Below are 16,439 nucleotides of genomic sequence, written 5' to 3'. Positions count from 1 at the left end.
TTTGCAGCAGCTCGCGCATCAGATCCGGTGACGCGTCGGCGAGGGCTTGGCCAAGCAGGCCTGCAGGGTCGACAATATGAGGTGCGGTCATCGTGATGACTCCGTTCGAGGATTCTTTAGACGGTTGACTCGAAGGATCACACGGTGGCCGCTCTACGTCCGTCCCGACACGAAGTCGGAGACGATCTCGGCCACCGAGTTACACCACCTTATGGGGCACTACTCCGCGGCGGCCGCTCCCCGTGATGAAATGGACTCGTGCGCGTTCCCGATTCGTCGATCCGCCGCCCTCTGCTGTTCGCCGTCGTGGCGGCTCTCGTGGCCCTGCTGGCGGTCACCGCGGCCCCGGCGCAGGCAGCGCCGCCTCCCGCCGAACTCGCCTTCGGCAGCTTCACCCCGGTCAAGGCGCAGCGTTTCCAGTCGCTGCGCTACGCCGACGACGGCCGCACGTTCTTCGCCGCCGGCCAGTGGCGGTGCCAGATCGGGCCGCGGCCGGGCTCCGTCGCCTGCCAGGGACATCCGTACACCGCGCCGCCGGGCACCCAGGGTGTCGCCATCACCAACGACGCTCAGGGCCCCTGGTGGGTGCCACCGGGGACCAACTACACCTTCGGCTCGCGCGCGGGCTTCCGCGCCCCCGCGCTGAAGGTCGGCCAGAAGATCTCCGTCGCGAACGTCACCTGTGCCGTCCCGCGCCGGAATGTGGTCTCCTGTGCCTCCCCGAACCGCGCGTTCATCCTGAGCCGTGCATGGCACAAGTTCTACTACCCGCAAGGCGACCGCGCCCACAGCGCCAACCCGGCCCCGAAGTACCTGCCCGCGCGCCTGCGCTGACCCCGCCCCGTAATCGTCGTATCCGTTGGTCGGCGACCGACGGATACGACGGTTTCGCGGCGTCCGATCCCAGGGGATGCGACGAGCGCCGGTCCCCGGAGGGAACCGGCGCTCGCAGCGCACAGAACGCGTCAGGCGGAGACGACGGCGACGTCGAACTTGGCCTCGACCTTCGGGTGCAGCTTCACGACGATCGGGTGCGCCCCGGTGGCCTTGATGTGCCCCTTCGGGAACTCGACGTTGCGCTTCTCGACGGCCGGGCCGCCGGCCGCGCGGATGGCGGAGACGACGTCCGACGCCGTCACCGAACCGAAGAGCTTGCCCGAGTCGTGCGTCTTCACGGTGAGCGAGACGCTCTCCAGGCCCTCCAGGGCCTGCTTCAGCTCGTTGGCGTGGTCCAGGTCGCGGACGACGCGGGCCGCCTGGGCCCGGCGGATGCCCTCGACCTGCTTCTCGGCACCACGGGTGGCGACGATCGCCAGGCCGCGGGGCAGCAGGTAGTTGCGGCCGTAACCGTCACGCACCTCGACGGTGTCGCCGGCTTCGCCGAGGTTCTCCACGGCGGTGGTCAGGATCAGCTTCATGTCAGTGATTCCTTTCCCGCTCAGCGACCGGTCGAGGTGAAGGGCAGCAGGGCCACCTCACGCGCGTTCTTGACGGCCACCGCGATGTCCCGCTGGTGCTGGACGCAGTTGCCCGTGACCCGGCGCGACCGGATCTTGCCGCGATCGGACAGGAAACGACGCAGCAGCGCGGTGTCCTTGTAGTCGATGCCGGACGGCTTGTCCTTCTTCTTGTCCTTGCAGAAGGTGCAGGCCTTGGCCTTGGTGACCTTCTCTACGCGGGGCTTACGCCCCTTTTGCTTTGCCATTTTGTTGCTCCGTTTGATGCAGTCGGGCCGGCGAGCCCGTTATCAGAATGGTGGTTCGTCGTCCCCACCGGCGAAACCTCCGCCGGCGGGCGGTGCGCTGCCCCAGGGATCATCGGCGGGCTGGGCCTGCTGCGGACGGCTGCCACCGGCCGGCGCGCCGTAGCCGCCGCCCTGGTTGCCTCCGCCGTAGCCGCCGCCACCGCCGCCGAAGTTCCCGCCGCCACCGCCGCTGCTGCCACCGCGCGGAGTGCGGGTGACCTTGGCGGTCGCGTAGCGCAGCGAGGGACCGATCTCGTCCACCTCGAGCTCGACGACGGTCCGGCGCTCCCCTTCACGGGTTTCGTACGACCGCTGCTTGAGCTTGCCCTGCACGATCACGCGGGTGCCCTTGGTGAGCGACTCGGTCACGTTCTCCGCGGCGTCACGCCAGATGCTGCAGCGGAGGAACAGCGCTTCGCCGTCCTTCCACTCGTTGGTCTGACGATCGAAGGTGCGCGGAGTGGAGGCCACCGTGAAGTTGGCGACCGGCGCGCCGGATGCGGTGAACCGCAGCTCCGGATCGGCGGTGAGATTGCCTACGACGGTGATGACCGTGTCAGTCATGAGGATCCCCTGAGTTCGTGTGGTTGCGCCCCGGGCGTCCGCGGACGGCTGGATGAGTCGAAACCCACCCTATCGGCCGCCTACGACATGCACGAGGGTCAATCCACGGGCGGTGGACGACGCTCCGCGCTTACTTGCGCAGAACCTTGGTACGCAGCACCGACTCGTTCAGACCGAGCTGGCGATCGAGCTCGCTGACGGTCGCGGGAGTCGCGGTGAGCTCGATGACGGCGTAGATGCCCTCGTTGTTCTTCTCGATCTCGTACGCGAGACGGCGCTTGCCCCAGATGTCGACGTTGTCGACGGAGCCGCCGTCCGAACGCACAACATTGAGGAAGGTTTCCAGGGATGGGGCGACGGTGCGCTCGTCCAGACTCGGATCGAGGATGACCATCAGTTCGTAGTGACGCATAAGACCACATCACCTCCTATGGGCTAATCGGCCGTGGACGTTCCACGGCAGGAGGGTCGCCTGCGTCGGCAACCCGTCCAAGATACATGAACGTCCGTGACCAGGGAAATCAGGCAATCATCCCCGTGCCCGCGGTCGCCGCCGTGCCGGTTAGAGTCATCGTCATGCCTTCTGGTTCCGCCCTCATCGAGCGCCGGCCGCTCCTTCACCGCGGCGAGGCGTCGGCGCTCGCGGTGATCGCGACGCTCCTGACGGTCGCAGCGCTGACCTGGAGCTATCGCATCAAGTCGCTGTGCGGCGGTGCGCCGTTCTACCCGGACGGCCGCAGCCTGCGCTTCCCGGTCGGCGACCCGCACGCCATCGTGCCCTGCTACTCGGACCTGATGTTCCTGTGGATCGGGCGGGACATCAACAACCACGTGTTCCCGTACGTCCACGGCGGCATCACCGACCAGGGACACCTGTACGGCGGCGTCGTCGAATACCCGGTGCTGTCCGGGCTGCTGATGTGGCTCGGCGCGATCGGCCGGCACAGCGATCTGGCCTTCTTCCAGCAGTCGGCGCTGATCCTCGCGCCATTCGCCCTGGTCACGACCCTCCTGCTCGCATGGATGAGCCGCTGGTGGGTGCTGGTGTGGGCGGCGACCCCGCCGCTGGTGCTGTACGCCTTCCACAACTGGGAGCTTCCGGTGGTCTTCACCTCGGTCGCCGCCGTCGCGGTGATGGCGTGGGGTGCGAGCGCCGGCACCACGACCGGCCGGCCGCGACTGAGCCTGCGGACGTCGTCGATCCTGGCCTCGATCCTGCTGGCGCTGGGTTTCTCGCTGAAGATCTATCCCGGGCTGTTCGTGCTGCCCCTGGCCCTGTACGTGCTCACCCGCGGCTGTCCCGATCCGGCCGCGACGGCCAGACGCGCCTACGACTGGGTCGGGGCGGCCTGGGTGATCCTGGCCGCGGTGATCACTACGCTCGTCGTGCAGGTCCCGTTCATGATCGCCGGGTACGACGGCTGGAAGGCCGCACTGACCTTCCAGAGCAACCGCACGGCGTCGATCGACACCAACACCTTCTGGTACTGGGGCTGGTACTGGCTGTCGCACGACGACGTCGACGCCTACGACTCCGCCGTCCGCACGCTGTCGCCGGTGCTGATCGTCGTCGGCGTCGCGGCCGGGCTGTACCTGGCCTGGCGGCGCTACCGCGAGACCGCGGTGTTCCCGTGGATCGGCGCCAGCTTCGCACTGCTGGCCGCGTTCATGCTCTTCCACAAGGTCCACTCGCCGCAGTACACGCTGTGGCTGCTGCCGTTCTTCGTGCTGCTGCGCGTGCGGTGGTGGGTGATCGCGATCTACCTGGTCACCGACTTCATTCTGGACGTCACGATCTTCCGGCTGTTCGGCATCATCAACTCCGGCTCACCGATGAAGTGGTGGGTGATCGGCGGCGTGAACCTCGGCGTCTGGGTGCACGTGGTGCTGCTCGCGTACTTCCTGGTCACCGCGGTGAGCACCCCGCTGCGCGAGCCGCTGGCCTCGCTCGTCCGCAGCCAGCTCCCGCCGCTCCCGCCGCTGACCCGGCTCGCCATCGCCGATGACGGCGCCGCCGGCCGCTGGCTCGGTGCCCCGATCCTGACCCGTGCCGGGGTCACGCTGCGGCCGCTGCGGATCACCGACGCCGCGGCGCTCGGCGCCATCGGCGCGTCCGATCCGGATCTCGGGCCCTGGACGTCCATCCCCACGGACACCGCCGCGGCGATCGACTACATCGCCGCCGCCCACGACGACCCGCATCGCATCGCGTTCGCCGTCATCGACGACGCGACCGGGGCGCTCGTCGGCACCACCAGCTACTACGACGTCGACCACACGAATCTGACGGTCGCGATCGGGTACACCTTCTACGCGCGTTCGGTGCACGGCACCGTCGTCAATCCGGCCGCCAAGCTGATGCTGCTCGACTACGCCTTCACCGAGGCCGGCGCGGTCCGCGTGGTCTGGCATACGCACGAGAACAACGCGCATTCCCGGGCGGCGATCGCCAAGCTCGGCGCCACCTTCGAGGGCCTGCTCCGCAAGCACCGCCGCTTCGCCGGCGGCTGGCGGACGACCGCGCAGTACGCGATGACCGACGACGATTGGGACCACGCCCGCGCGGCCCTGGCGGATCGGGTGGCTCAGCCCGTCGCGCCGGCGTAGACCGGACCGGTCACCGCCGCCGCCGGGGCGCGCTCGGTGAGCAGGTCACGGATCACCACGCCGCACAGCACCAGCACGAAGATCGCCCGCACCGCCACGGCCACCAGGAACCACTCCTCCGGCAGCCACTTGCGGCCGGGATCGAGGAACAGGGTCATCCGCGGCACCCACACCAGGGCGTCGATCACCATCCACGCCAGCAGCAAGCGCGCATGCGGGATCGCCAGCACGGCCAGCGGCACCAGCCACAGCGACGACTGCGGGTTCCACTCCTTGCCGACCAGCAGATACCCGGCGACCAGCAGGAACATCAGCTGGGCCGGGGCCACCGGATCGATCCGGCCGGGCATCGGGGCGGGTACGCGCGCGGCCAGGTACACCACGCCGCAGATCACCGCGACCAGCAGGATCAGCGCGAGCGCGTTCACGAGCGACGTCGACGGCGCCCATCCGGTCGCCTTGATCACCAGGTTGTAGAGGCTGTCCGGCTGCGGAACCCGCTGCCACCAGTCGCGATAGAAGGCCGTGGTGCCCTGCGGATAACTGATCAGCAGCGGCAGGTTCACCGTCAGCCAGGCGATCACGGCGCACGCGATCGCCGCCCAGAAGTCGTGCATCCGCCGGTTCCGGAGACAGACCACCGCCAGCACCGGGATCAGCAGCAGCGGATACAGCGCCGCGGAGGCCGCCAGCCCCAGGAACAGTCCGGCGAGCACCTCCCTCCGATGCGCCCAGCACATCATCGCGAGGGCGAGCATGGCCACCGGGATCACCTCGTAGGCGGTGAACGCGTGAATCAGCAGCAGCGGCGAGCAGGCCATCAACGCGCCGATCCAGATCCGGCGCCGGTCGGTCATCATCGTCGCCCACACCGCGAGCAGCCAGAGCAGCGCGAGCAGCAGCGCGGAGATGTTGAAGAAGGTCACCACGTCGAGTTGCTTCGGGATCGGTGTCCCGTCGACCAGAGCCTGCCAGCCCTGCGTGGCCTTGGCCGCGACGTACATGAACGCCCCGACCAGCACCGGCTGGCTCACATACTGCCGCGGACCCACCTGCTCACCCGCCGCGTTCTGGGCGAACCAGTACGTCCGGTACGGCATGGTGCCGTTCCGCAGGTCGGCGATGGTCAGCCGCTGCGAGTCGTAGAAGGCGATCACATCGCTGTAGCAGAGCCCGTAGTACTGCCGCTGGTTGTTCCAGTTCAGCTGCTTGCCGGCGTCCTGACCCGCGCTCGCGCTCTGGTCGGCCGGGTGCGCGGGCTTCTGTTGCAGACAGCCCGCCTTGCCGTACCACGAGAGGCCGAGGGCGATCAGTGCCAGCAGGAACACCACCCGCAGCGGTGTCCAGTGCCTGCCGCGCCCGACCGCCGCGTGCAGACCGACCGGCCCGCCGATCGCCTCGCTGGCGACGGCGATCTGGGCGTTGCTACGGCTGGGCAGCACCCGCTCGGTGTTCAGCCGCCGGTCGTCCGCGAGCGGGGCGGGCGAGTCGAACGCGTCGTCGTCCATCGACGACGACGGCGTCCGCTCCGCCGTGTCCGGTCCGGATTCTGGGTTCACGCGCGTCAGGCCGTCGGGACCGACTCCGGCTGGCCCGTCGGCGTGGCGTCCTCGGTCTCCGCCGTGGCGCCACCCTGGCCGCCGTCGCCGCCGGTACCGCCACCGCCCGTGCCGCCACCACCGGTACCGCCGCCACCGCGGCGCGGTCTGGTGTTGCCGCCGCCCGGCGGGGTGATCGTCACACCCGGCGCGATCGTGTAGTTGCCGTCGTCGCCTTCACCGGGCAGCCGGGGGCGGGACCGCCGGGTCTCGGTGTCGGTCGGGGTCGGGGTGTACGTGGTCGGCGGCGGCTCGTAGGGGATACCCGCCTGTCCACCGACCGGCTCCGGGTCCGGGAAGCTCTCGATCGGCTGACCGGCCAGCGCCTGGTCCATCGCGGACTTCCAGATCTGCGCGGGCAGACCGCTGCCGTAGACCATGCCGCCGTACGAATTGCGCAGCGGCTTGTCGCCGTTCTTGGTGCCCACCCAGGTCGCGGTCGACAGCTGCGGGGTGTAGCCCACCATCCACGCGTACCGGTTGTTGCCGGTGTCGCCGAGCTGCGCGGTACCGGTCTTGGCGGCCGACGGCCGCGAGCCGAGCTCGGAGTCGTACAGCGCGTTGCCGTTGGAGTACGCGGCGATCGGGGTCAGCGCGGCGGTCACGTTGTCGGCGACCTTGGCCGCGAAGACCCGCTTGCCCGGATCCTTCTGCCGGTCGAACAGCACCGACCCGGTCGAGGTCTCCACCTTCTTGACGAAGAACGGCTGACGGTAGATGCCCGACGCCGCCAGCGTCGCGTAGGCCGAGGCCATGTCGAGCACCGTCGAGTCGTACTGGCCCAGGACCACGCCGCCCTCGGTCTGGCCGTTGGCGTTCGCCAGGGTCGGCTTGCCGTCGAGGGTCTTGGAGATGCCCGCGCGGTGGGCGGCGTCGGCGACGTCGTCGGCGCCGTTCTTGAGGTCCATCATCAGGCGGTAGTAGACGGTGTTGAGCGACATCTTCATGGCCGTCGCCAGGTTGCAGGTACCGCACGACTCACCGTCGGAGTTCTCCACCGTGAGCCCGGTCGAGGTGGTGTAGGGCGACGAGTCGTACCGCTTGGACAGCGGAATGTCCTGCTCCAGCGCCGCGACCAGGGCGAACACCTTGAACACCGAACCGGTCTGCAGGCCGGCCGAGGCGTAGTCGAAGCCGGAGCCGTCCCAGCCGCCGAAGTAGCCCTGGATGCCGCCGGTCGTCGGATCCACCGATACCGAGGCCGTGCGCAGGTCCGACGGCTCGCCGGACATCACCGACTTGGACGCGTCCTCCAGGGCCGACTGCACCTTGGGATCGATCACCGTGGTGATCTTCAGGCCCTCGGTGCGCACGTCCTGCTCACTGATGCCGAGCTTCTCCAGCTCGGCCAGCACCTGGCGCTTGATCAGGCCGTTCGGGCCCGACGTGCTGTCGTCGTTGGTGCTCTTCGGCTCGATCGTCTTCGGGAAGGTCTGCTCCGAACGCTCGGCCTCGGTGATCGCGCCGGTCTTCACCATGCCGTCGAGCACGTAGTCCCAGCGCTTCTGGGCGGCCTGGCTGTCGACGGCCGGATCGTAGATCGACGGGCCGCGGATCACGCCGGCCAGCAGGGCCGATTCCGACAGGGTGAGACAGTTGGCCCGCTTGGCCTTGCTCAGCTTGGTCTGCGCGCACTCGGCCGGCGTCACCTTGGTGATGTCCTTGCCGTAGTAGGCCTTCGCGGCGGCCGCGATGCCGTACGCCCCGCGACCGTAGTAGATGGTGTTGAGGTAGGCGGACATGATGTCCTCCTTGGACCACTTGCGCGACATCTTGGTGGAGATGGCCAGTTCCTTGAACTTGCGCTTGTAGCCCGCGATGCCGGTGGCCTCGTCGCCCACCATCGCGTTCTTGACGTACTGCTGCGTGATGGTCGATCCGCCGCCCGCTCCGGAGTTGCCGGTCAGCTTGCCGAGCGCGGCGCGCGAGAAGCCGCGGATGGAGAAGCCGGAGTTGGAGTCGAAGTCGCGGTCCTCGGCGGCCTTGACCGCCTCGATCACGGTCGGCGGGATCTGGTCGTACTTGACGTCGGTGCGGTTGCCGTCCGGCGGGACGATCTTGGCGATGGTGCCGCCCTTGCTGTCGACGATGGTGGCGACCTGGTTCTGCTTGATGTCACCCGGCGCGGGGACGTCGACCACCGCGTAGGTGAAGAGGAAGGCGACGACGCCGACGATGGCGACGACCGGAACCACGGCCGCACCCAGGCCGAGTACCCACGCGACGATCCGCAGACGGCCCGAACGCGGGGAATCCGCCGGGGCCGCGGCGGTCTTCTTCTCGCTACTCATTCACTCAACTCACTTCGTCGCGCGCTTGCTGTGCCAAGCTGCTCTCCACCACTGTGACGGCACACCAGTCACTGTGACAACTCCCTCGGGGGCCATCGCCGCCGATCTACTTCGCGGCCCGGCGACGCGTGGTGCGTGCCGGAGCCATCCCGGCAACGTACGAGCGGATCAAATGGTTCCAGTGACATGTCCGGCAGACCTCGACGACGTGGACCGAGAACTCCGGGGTCCGCGCATCCAGCCGGGCGATCTCATCCGGGGTGCGCGCCGATCCGGCGGCCCGGCCGAGGGAGTCCCCGAATACCCAGGAAACCAGCGTGACCTGCTCTTTCCGGCAGATCGGGCAGCTCTGATCGGAGGCGACGCCGTGGAACTGAGCGGCCCGGAGCAGATACGGGTCGGCATCGCAGACTTCATCGACGCCGGTCTTCCCGGCGCGTACGTCGGCCAGCTTCGCGCGCTTGGCCAGCGCGTACTCCACGACCCTTCGATGCACGAGCACCAGCGTAGTCGCGGGCCCCCACCCGGACGCATGTGATGCAGATCAACATCCGAAGCTACCCAACGGTTGGGTGGAAGTTATATCGATACGATACATTTGTTGCTACATCACGACGAAGTAACGCGCCGAGTCAATGAAGGAGGGTGGACCGTTGCTCGAACTGGCGATCCTGGGTCTCCTCCTCGAATCCCCGATGCACGGCTACGAGCTCCGCAAGCGGCTGACGGGTCTGCTCGGCGCCTTCCGCGCCTTCTCGTACGGGTCGCTGTATCCGACGCTGCGCCGCATGCAGGCCGACGGCCTGATCGTCGAGGACGACACCCCCGGCCCGTCGGGTACCAAGGTGCGCCGCGGCCGCCGCGTCTACCGGCTCACCCCGCTCGGTGAGACCCGGTTCGCCGAACTCGTCGCCGACACCGGGCCGCAGAACTACACCGACGACGGCTTCGGCGTTCATCTCGCCTTCTTCAGCCGCACCCCCGCGATGGCCCGCATGCGGATCCTCGAGGGCCGCCGGCGCCAGGTCGAAGAGCGCCGCGAGTCGCTGCGCGAGCTGCTCGGCCGCGCCGGTCTCGGTTCGGATCACTACACCCGCCAGATGCACGAGCTCAGCTTGGAGACCTCCGAGCGCGAGGTGCAGTGGCTCAACAAGCTGATCGCCGACGAGGCATCAGGATCCACCACAGAACTCCCCGGAGCAGGGCAGTCCAGCTCCGGTGCAGAAAGAAAGAATTCGGCGGCACCGCAATCCGCCGTTCCGCCGCAAGAAGAAGGAGAACCCGACCATGGGTGACACCAATAAAGTGCGCGTGGCCATTGTCGGCGTGGGCAACTGCGCCTCTTCCCTGGTCCAGGGCGTTGAGTACTACAAGGATGCCGACGAGAACGCGTCCGTTCCCGGCCTGATGCACGTCAAGTTCGGTCCGTACCACGTGAGCGACGTCGAGTTCGTCGCCGCGTTCGACGTGGACGCCAAGAAGGTCGGCTTCGACCTGTCCGAGGCGATCGGCAACAGCGAGAACAACACCATCAAGATCGCTGACGTCCCGCCGCTGAACGTGACCGTGCAGCGCGGCCACACCCTCGACGGTCTCGGCAAGTACTACCGCGAGACCATCACCGAGGCCGACGGCGACGGCGTGGACATCGTCCAGACCCTCAAGGACGCGAACGTCGACGTCCTGGTGAGCTACCTTCCGGTGGGCTCCGAGCAGGCCGACAAGTTCTACGCGCAGTGCGCCATCGACGCCGGCGTCGCCTTCGTGAACGCCCTCCCGGTGTTCATCGCCTCCGACCCCGAGTGGGCCGAGAAGTTCCGCGCCGCGGGCGTCCCGATCGTCGGCGACGACATCAAGAGCCAGGTGGGCGCCACCATCACCCACCGCGTCATGGCGAAGCTGTTCGAGGATCGCGGCGTGGAGCTGGACCGCACCTACCAGCTGAACGTCGGCGGCAACATGGACTTCAAGAACATGCTCGAGCGCGAGCGCCTGGAGTCCAAGAAGGTCTCCAAGACCCAGGCCGTCACCTCGATCCTGGACGGCCCGCTGGCCGGCAAGGTCTACGACAAGAACGTGCACATCGGCCCGTCGGACTACGTCCAGTGGCTCGACGACCGCAAGTGGGCGTACGTCCGCCTGGAGGGTCGCGCCTTCGGCGACGTCCCGCTGAACCTGGAGTACAAGCTCGAGGTCTGGGACTCCCCGAACTCGGCCGGCATCATCATCGACGCCGTGCGCGCCGCGAAGATCGCCAAGGACCGCGGCCTCGGTGGCCCGATCCTCCCGGCCTCGGCCTACCTGATGAAGTCGCCGCCGGTCCAGATCGCCGACGACAAGGCCCGCGCCCAGCTCGAGGCCTTCATCATCGGCGCCGAGTAAGACTGGTTCACCGATCCCTGAGCTCGTCGAAGGGTCGAAATCCCACGAACGCCCGCCCCGGACTCTTCCCGGGGCGGGCGTCGTGCATCGGTGCCCTTCGGTCCTGGCATGTCCGCCACCGCCCGTCGCACACTGAGAACCATGACCACCACGATGCGGGCCTGGACCACCGACCGGGGATCGCCGGACATCACGGCGCGGGAGGTTCCGGTCCCCGTCCCCGGACCCGGCGAACTGCTGGTCCGGGTGCTCGCCTGCGGGGTGTGCCGGACCGACCTGCACGTGATCGACGAGGACATCCCCGCGCATCGCGACCGGGTGATCCCCGGACACCAGGTGGTCGGCGAGGTCGCGGCCGTCGGTGCCGGGGTCACCGGCTGGACGACCGGCGACCTGGCGGGCATCGCGTGGCTCCGCCGCACGTGCGGCGGATGCCGGTTCTGCCGTAGCGGCCGGGAGAACCTCTGTGCGAACGCCGAGTTCACCGGGTACGACGCCGACGGCGGCTACGCCGAGTACGCGGTGGTCGGCGCCGCGTTCGCCTACCGCCTGCCGCCCGGGACCGACCCGGTCGCCACCGCACCGCTGCTCTGCGCCGGGATCATCGGCTACCGGGCGCTGTCGCGCGCGAACCTGCCGCCCGGCGGCACCCTCGGCATCTACGGCTTCGGTTCCAGTGCCCATCTCGCCGCGCAGCTCGCCGCCGCGTCGGGCGCCGTCGTCTACGCGATGACCCGCGGCGAACGGAACCGGGCTCTCGCCCGCGAACTCGGCCTGCCCTTCGTCGGCGACACCGGGGACGTCCCGCCGGCCGAGCTCGACTCCGCGATCGTGTTCGCCCCGGTCGGCGCGATCATGACCACCGCCCTGGCCCACACCGTCCGCGGCGGCACCGTGGTGAGCGCGGGCATCCACATGTCGCCGATCCCCGAGTTCAGTTACGACGACCTGCTGTTCGGCGAGCGCGACCTGCGCAGCGTCACCGCCAACACCCGCGCCGACGGCGACGAGTTCCTGCGCCTGGCCCACCACCTGGCGATCACCCCCGAGGTGACCCGCTACACGTTCGACGACGTCGGCGCCGCCCTGGACGACCTCCGCTCCGAACGATCCCGCGGCAGCCTGGTCATCACCGTCGGCGATCCCGGAACCGGCGGACGCTGACGCCGACGGGCCTTCTGGCTCTGGCACCACGCCCGCCGTCCGCGCAGGCTGGATTCATGCACCCCCGATCACGACGGCTCGCCTGCCGGCTGGGCGCCGCGGCGCTGGGGATCGGCGCCGCGGGCGCCGGATACCGGTTCGGGCTGCGGCCGCGGATCCTGTACTGGGGCGCGACCGATGACGAGGTCCGCGCCGAGCTGCCGGGCGACGAGCTGCTGCCCGACGCCGACGGCGTCTCCACCCGGGCGATCACCATCGCCGCCCCGCCGGCGGCGATCTATCCGTGGCTCGTGCAGATGGGGCCGTTGCCGCGCGGCGGCGCCTACACATACGACTGGATCGAGAACCTGCTCGGCCTCGACTTCCACAGCACCGACGTGATCCTGGACCGCTTCCAGGATCCGCGCGTCGGCACCGAGATCGACTTCGGGCCGCGGACCATGGTCATCGCCCGCGCCGACACCGACCGCGCCTTCGTGATCGCCGCCGACGACGGGAACTGGGTGTGGTCGTTCACGCTGGTGCCCGACGGCGAGCGGACCCGCCTGATCAGCCGCAACCGGTACCGCTTCGCCGGCGGCGCCGTGGAAGTCGCGATGATGGAGCTGATGATCCCGGGATCGCTGGTGATGGAACGCAAGATGCTGCGCGGCATCCGCCGTCGCGCGCAGGAACTCGCTCTCGGCGGCTGACCGCCGCCCCGGCGGCCGCGCACCCGGTGCCGCATAGACTCACCCGGTGACCTCCCTGACCGCCTCCCTGGTGATCGTGCCGCTGCTCGCCGCGCTCGCCCCGGTGATCACCCGGTTCATCGGATACTGGGTTCGGCTGCCGGTCATCGTCTTCGAGTTGCTGCTGGGCATCCTCGTCGGCCCGGCGGTCCTCGGCGTGGTGGAACCGACCGAGGCGCTGAGCGTCCTCGCCGACTTCGGTGTGGCGATGCTCTTCTTCATGGCCGGGACCGAGATCAACGGCCGGGCCCTGCGCGGCCGGGTCGGCCGCGGGGCCTGGCTCGGCTGGTTCATCAGCCTCGGCCTGGGCGTCGCGATCGGCTGGGTCGTCGCGCCCGGACTCGGCGCGGTGGTGATCGGCATCGCGTTGTCGTCGACGGCGCTGGGCACCCTGGTCCCGGTGCTGCGCGACAACCGCGACTTCGGCACCCCGTTCGGGAACTCCATCGGCGCGATCGGCGCCGTCGGCGAGTTCGGTCCGATCATCGCGATCTCGGTGGTGCTGTCCAACCGCGGCACGGGCGCCGCGATCGGTGTCCTGGTCGCCTTCGCCGTGATCGGGGGCCTGACCATCTGGCAGGCACACCGCTTCGAGCGGGGCCGCGGAAGCCTGCACCGCTTCGTCGAGTCGACCCTGCACACCTCCGGTCAGTTCGCGATCCGCCTGGTGGTGCTGATCATCGCCTCGCTGACGGCGCTCAGCCTGGCCCTCGGCGTCGACATGCTGCTCGGCGCCTTCACCGCCGGCGTCATCTGGCAGGCGCTGATCCGCGATGCGTCCCCGGAGACGCAGGAGGCGGTGGAGAGCAAGGTCGAGGGCCTCGCCTTCGGCTTCCTGATCCCGATGTTCTTCATCACGACCGGTATCGACTTCGACCTGCACGCCCTGCTCGACGCCCCCTGGACGCTGGCCCTGGTCCCGGTGGTCGCCGTCGTCCTGCTGCTGGTCCGCGGCCTGCCGTCGACCCTGGCCGCGCCGGACGGGGCGACCGCCCGCACCCGGGTGGCCGTCGCCCTGATGGGCGCCACGGGCCTGCCCATCATCATCATCGCGACATCGGCCGGCACGGAGCAGGGCTACCTCTCCGGCACGGTCGCGGCGGTTCTGGTCGGTGGCGGCATGCTGTCGGTGCTCATCTTCCCGGCGCTCGCCGGTTTCGTCCGGTCCCGCGCCGAGACTCCGCCGGCGGCCGCGGCGCCGTGAGCCGTCACGACGGCTCGGGCAGGTCGATCCACCCGTCGGCCACCATGTGCAGCAGCAGTTGCGCTTTGTTGGTCACCGGCCGCCCGGCGACCGCGTAGCGCGCGGTCACCCGGCGATAGTGCGTCCGGACGGTGCTGTTGGCCACGTAGTGTTCGGCGGCGGTCTGCTCGACGGTCGCGCCGAGCACGTACGTGCCCAGGATCTCCCGCTCCCGCGGACTCAGCGGCACCGCGCCGCGGTCGCCCGGTGCCCCGAGCACGCCTTCCAGGAACGCGCGCAGATGCTTCACGGCGTCGTCGTTCGACGGGATCACCGTGATACCCCGCACCTGCGGCACCACCATGCCGGCGGTCTCCATCACGGCGATCGCGGCCCCGGCGAAAGCGGGATTGGCACTCACCTGTGCCACCCGGATGCCGGTGCGTGCCAGCACCACCGGCGTCACCGGCAGGTCGTCGGCCGCGTCCTGTTCACAGTCGAGAATCACCGCGCGATAGCCGCAGCGCCGCACCAATTCCACCAGCGCGAGGTCCACCAGATCATGCTCGGCGACTACGCCCACCTCCCGGACATCGCCCATGTTCGGCACCCCTTCACCCGCACCCGGCGTACCCCTCGCCGCCGGGCGACCCGCTTCGAACTACCTCAGTTTGTGCGATAGAAATCCCGCGGTCAGCATGCTTTCTGTCAGGATTCGCCCGGGATCGGGCGACAATCGTCATGAACCGGCGAGCGTCATGCGCGATTACACATTCCGGTGATCACGGCGATACTCTCGCCACGTGGCATCCGGTCTGCGTATCCTCATCGCCTCGCCTCTCGGGCGAGTGATCTCGGCACCGCTGGAGAACGCCTTCGACAACGTCACCGTGTCCGTCGCCACCTCCGACGTCGAGCTGACGAGTCTCATCTCCGGTTCCGTCCGGTACGACGTGGTGGCCGCCGACCTGATCTGGAACCGCCCCGAGATGGAGTGGACGTTCGACGGGCTCGACGTGATCGACCGTCTCCGCCAGGTGGAACGTCCCGCGCCGGTGCTGCTCGCCACCCAGGGCCACAGCATGGAACGCGACCACCTCGATGAGGCGCGACTGCGACCGGAGGTCTTCGGGGTGATCCCCAAGGCCGACGGCCTGCACGCCATCATGGATGCGCTGCGCACGGTGGCGCTCGGCAAACGCCTGGCACTGCCGACCCCCGAGCAGCCGAGCCGACCGCCGCTCTACGAGTTGCTGGCCGACCGGCGCGGCCAGACCGCGGGACGTCTGGCCGGTGCCATCGCGGCCGGGCGAGCGTCGGACAACGCTTCCCTCGCCGCGGTCGCGAAGGTGTCGCCATCGACCGCGAACAAGGTGACCAGCCACTATCTCGGGCCGATGATGCTGGCTCGCGGTGAACACGACGAGGCGCTGTCGCTCACCCAGGGATCGATCTACCGCTGGTGCGGCCTGCACGCCCGGTATCTGACCAGCTGGTGCCGCCGGCACGGTCACTCCGACGTGCTCTGAGCCGGGCTCAAGCGGCGCCCGCGTCGGGCGCGGGCTCCACCGGCAGGACCGCCGGCCCGGCCGGCGGCACGACGTCGTTCAGCCGGATCCAGCCGTCGGCGATCAGCCGCAGCAGCAGCTGCGCCTTGTTCGCGACGGGCCGTCCGGCGGCGACATACCGGGCGGTGACGCGCCGATAGTGCGTCCGCACGGTGCTGGTGGCGACGAAGTGCTCCGCCGCGGCCTCCTCGACGGTCGCGCCCAGCACGTAGGTGGTGAGGATCTCCCGTTCGCGGGCCGACAGCTGAATGCGGGTGCCACCGGTGCCGAGCAGTTCGCACAGCAGTGCGCGCAACCGGTCCGCGACATCCGGGCCGTCGGGCACGTGGTGCGCGGTCCGCATCACGGTCGCGTCGAAGACGCCGCCGAGGACGACCGTCCGGGCGGCCGGAATCCAGGCGATCCGCTGCGCCAGCGACCGGTCACGCCCACTGAGCACCACGACCTGCGGCAGATCCGCCGGAACCGTCCCCGGTTCGACGATCTCCGCCGTACAGCCGAGCCCCTCGATCCACGCGGCGATCGCCTCTCGTTCCCAGCCGTTGGCCGACCACACCCCCACGGCTCGCCGCGTGCCTGCGCCAGTCATCGCCCCTACTCTCTCTCC

At 69.3% G+C, this 16,439-nt stretch carries 17 protein-coding genes; 8 read left to right on the top strand and 9 right to left on the bottom strand.

Going from position 1 to position 16,439, the window contains the following annotated elements; all coding sequences use genetic code 11:
* Positions 1-258 precede the first annotated feature (258 nt).
* The gene (locus tag ACSEEN_RS14515) at positions 259-834 is read left to right on the top strand and encodes a hypothetical protein (RefSeq protein ID WP_440713553.1); all 576 of its coding nucleotides are present in this window, start codon (positions 259-261) and stop codon (positions 832-834) included.
* Positions 835-965: 131 nt separating this feature from the next.
* Here the strand turns inward: ACSEEN_RS14515 and rplI are convergent, their stop codons facing one another.
* The 4 genes from rplI to rpsF all read right to left on the bottom strand — a co-directional run bounded on the left by rplI (position 966) and on the right by rpsF (position 2,720).
* Positions 966-1,418: a 50S ribosomal protein L9 gene (gene rplI / locus ACSEEN_RS14510; RefSeq protein ID WP_247865532.1), complete on the bottom strand. Its 453-nt coding sequence runs from the start codon at positions 1,416-1,418 to the stop codon at positions 966-968.
* 20 nt (positions 1,419-1,438) lie between these two features.
* Complete coding sequence (gene rpsR / locus ACSEEN_RS14505; protein ID WP_247865533.1) at positions 1,439-1,705, bottom strand: 30S ribosomal protein S18; 267 nt, start codon at positions 1,703-1,705, stop codon at positions 1,439-1,441.
* Between the two features lie 42 nt (positions 1,706-1,747).
* Positions 1,748-2,308 (bottom strand): single-stranded DNA-binding protein, encoded by a 561-nt coding sequence (locus tag ACSEEN_RS14500; protein ID WP_440713552.1) that lies wholly within the window; start codon positions 2,306-2,308, stop codon positions 1,748-1,750.
* 130 nt (positions 2,309-2,438) lie between these two features.
* Positions 2,439-2,720 (bottom strand): 30S ribosomal protein S6, encoded by a 282-nt coding sequence (rpsF, locus tag ACSEEN_RS14495; protein ID WP_298442955.1) that lies wholly within the window; start codon positions 2,718-2,720, stop codon positions 2,439-2,441.
* A gap of 164 nt (positions 2,721-2,884) precedes the next feature.
* Between rpsF and ACSEEN_RS14490 the strand changes: the two genes are divergently transcribed.
* The gene (locus ACSEEN_RS14490) at positions 2,885-4,915 is read left to right on the top strand and encodes a GNAT family N-acetyltransferase (protein ID WP_440713551.1); all 2,031 of its coding nucleotides are present in this window, start codon (positions 2,885-2,887) and stop codon (positions 4,913-4,915) included.
* On the opposite strand, the gene ACSEEN_RS14485 is transcribed toward ACSEEN_RS14490, so the two are convergent.
* From ACSEEN_RS14485 to ACSEEN_RS14475, 3 genes are all read right to left on the bottom strand, one after another.
* On the bottom strand, positions 4,894-6,474 hold the full coding sequence (locus ACSEEN_RS14485; RefSeq protein ID WP_440713550.1) for a glycosyltransferase family 87 protein: 1,581 nt from the start codon (positions 6,472-6,474) through the stop codon (positions 4,894-4,896). The two genes, ACSEEN_RS14490 and ACSEEN_RS14485, sit on opposite strands and share 22 nt — an antisense overlap.
* A gap of 5 nt (positions 6,475-6,479) precedes the next feature.
* The gene (locus ACSEEN_RS14480; protein WP_440713549.1) at positions 6,480-8,804 is read right to left on the bottom strand and encodes a transglycosylase domain-containing protein; all 2,325 of its coding nucleotides are present in this window, start codon (positions 8,802-8,804) and stop codon (positions 6,480-6,482) included.
* Between the two features lie 106 nt (positions 8,805-8,910).
* Positions 8,911-9,300: a DUF5318 family protein gene (locus ACSEEN_RS14475; RefSeq protein WP_298442942.1), complete on the bottom strand. Its 390-nt coding sequence runs from the start codon at positions 9,298-9,300 to the stop codon at positions 8,911-8,913.
* 157 nt (positions 9,301-9,457) lie between these two features.
* Between ACSEEN_RS14475 and ACSEEN_RS14470 the strand changes: the two genes are divergently transcribed.
* From ACSEEN_RS14470 to ACSEEN_RS14450, 5 genes are all read left to right on the top strand, one after another.
* Positions 9,458-10,099: a PadR family transcriptional regulator gene (locus ACSEEN_RS14470; RefSeq protein WP_247868129.1), complete on the top strand. Its 642-nt coding sequence runs from the start codon at positions 9,458-9,460 to the stop codon at positions 10,097-10,099.
* Entirely contained in the window at positions 10,092-11,186 is a 1,095-nt protein-coding gene (locus tag ACSEEN_RS14465; RefSeq protein WP_247865540.1) for an inositol-3-phosphate synthase, read from the top strand. Before ACSEEN_RS14470 ends, ACSEEN_RS14465 begins: the two co-directional genes overlap by 8 nt.
* Before the next feature lie 153 nt (positions 11,187-11,339).
* Positions 11,340-12,350 (top strand): zinc-binding alcohol dehydrogenase family protein, encoded by a 1,011-nt coding sequence (locus ACSEEN_RS14460; RefSeq protein ID WP_440713555.1) that lies wholly within the window; start codon positions 11,340-11,342, stop codon positions 12,348-12,350.
* Between the two features lie 56 nt (positions 12,351-12,406).
* Positions 12,407-13,042 carry an SRPBCC family protein gene (locus ACSEEN_RS14455; protein ID WP_440713548.1) on the top strand — a complete coding sequence of 212 codons (636 nt, stop codon included), beginning with the start codon at positions 12,407-12,409 and terminating at the stop codon, positions 13,040-13,042.
* A 46-nt stretch (positions 13,043-13,088) separates the two neighbouring features.
* Positions 13,089-14,285: a cation:proton antiporter gene (locus ACSEEN_RS14450; RefSeq protein WP_440713547.1), complete on the top strand. Its 1,197-nt coding sequence runs from the start codon at positions 13,089-13,091 to the stop codon at positions 14,283-14,285.
* Between the two features lie 4 nt (positions 14,286-14,289).
* Here ACSEEN_RS14450 and ACSEEN_RS14445 read toward each other — a convergent pair whose 3' ends face one another.
* Positions 14,290-14,865, bottom strand: coding sequence for a helix-turn-helix transcriptional regulator (locus ACSEEN_RS14445; protein WP_440713546.1), 576 nt, complete (start codon positions 14,863-14,865; stop codon positions 14,290-14,292).
* A gap of 202 nt (positions 14,866-15,067) precedes the next feature.
* Here ACSEEN_RS14445 and ACSEEN_RS14440 point away from each other — a divergent pair, with 202 nt between their 5' ends.
* On the top strand, positions 15,068-15,793 hold the full coding sequence (locus ACSEEN_RS14440) for an MSMEG_1198 family transcriptional regulator (RefSeq protein WP_440713545.1): 726 nt from the start codon (positions 15,068-15,070) through the stop codon (positions 15,791-15,793).
* A gap of 7 nt (positions 15,794-15,800) precedes the next feature.
* Here the strand turns inward: ACSEEN_RS14440 and ACSEEN_RS14435 are convergent, their stop codons facing one another.
* Positions 15,801-16,421 carry a LuxR C-terminal-related transcriptional regulator gene (locus tag ACSEEN_RS14435; RefSeq protein ID WP_440713544.1) on the bottom strand — a complete coding sequence of 207 codons (621 nt, stop codon included), beginning with the start codon at positions 16,419-16,421 and terminating at the stop codon, positions 15,801-15,803.
* Positions 16,422-16,439 lie beyond the last annotated feature (18 nt).

Origin of the sequence: Gordonia marina, assembly GCF_052036135.1 — a bacterium.
In the GTDB taxonomy this organism is placed as follows: Bacteria; Actinomycetota; Actinomycetes; order Mycobacteriales; family Mycobacteriaceae; genus Gordonia.
Note: the sequence above shows the minus strand (reverse complement) of the source record. Positions and strands in the feature narration are given on the sequence as shown.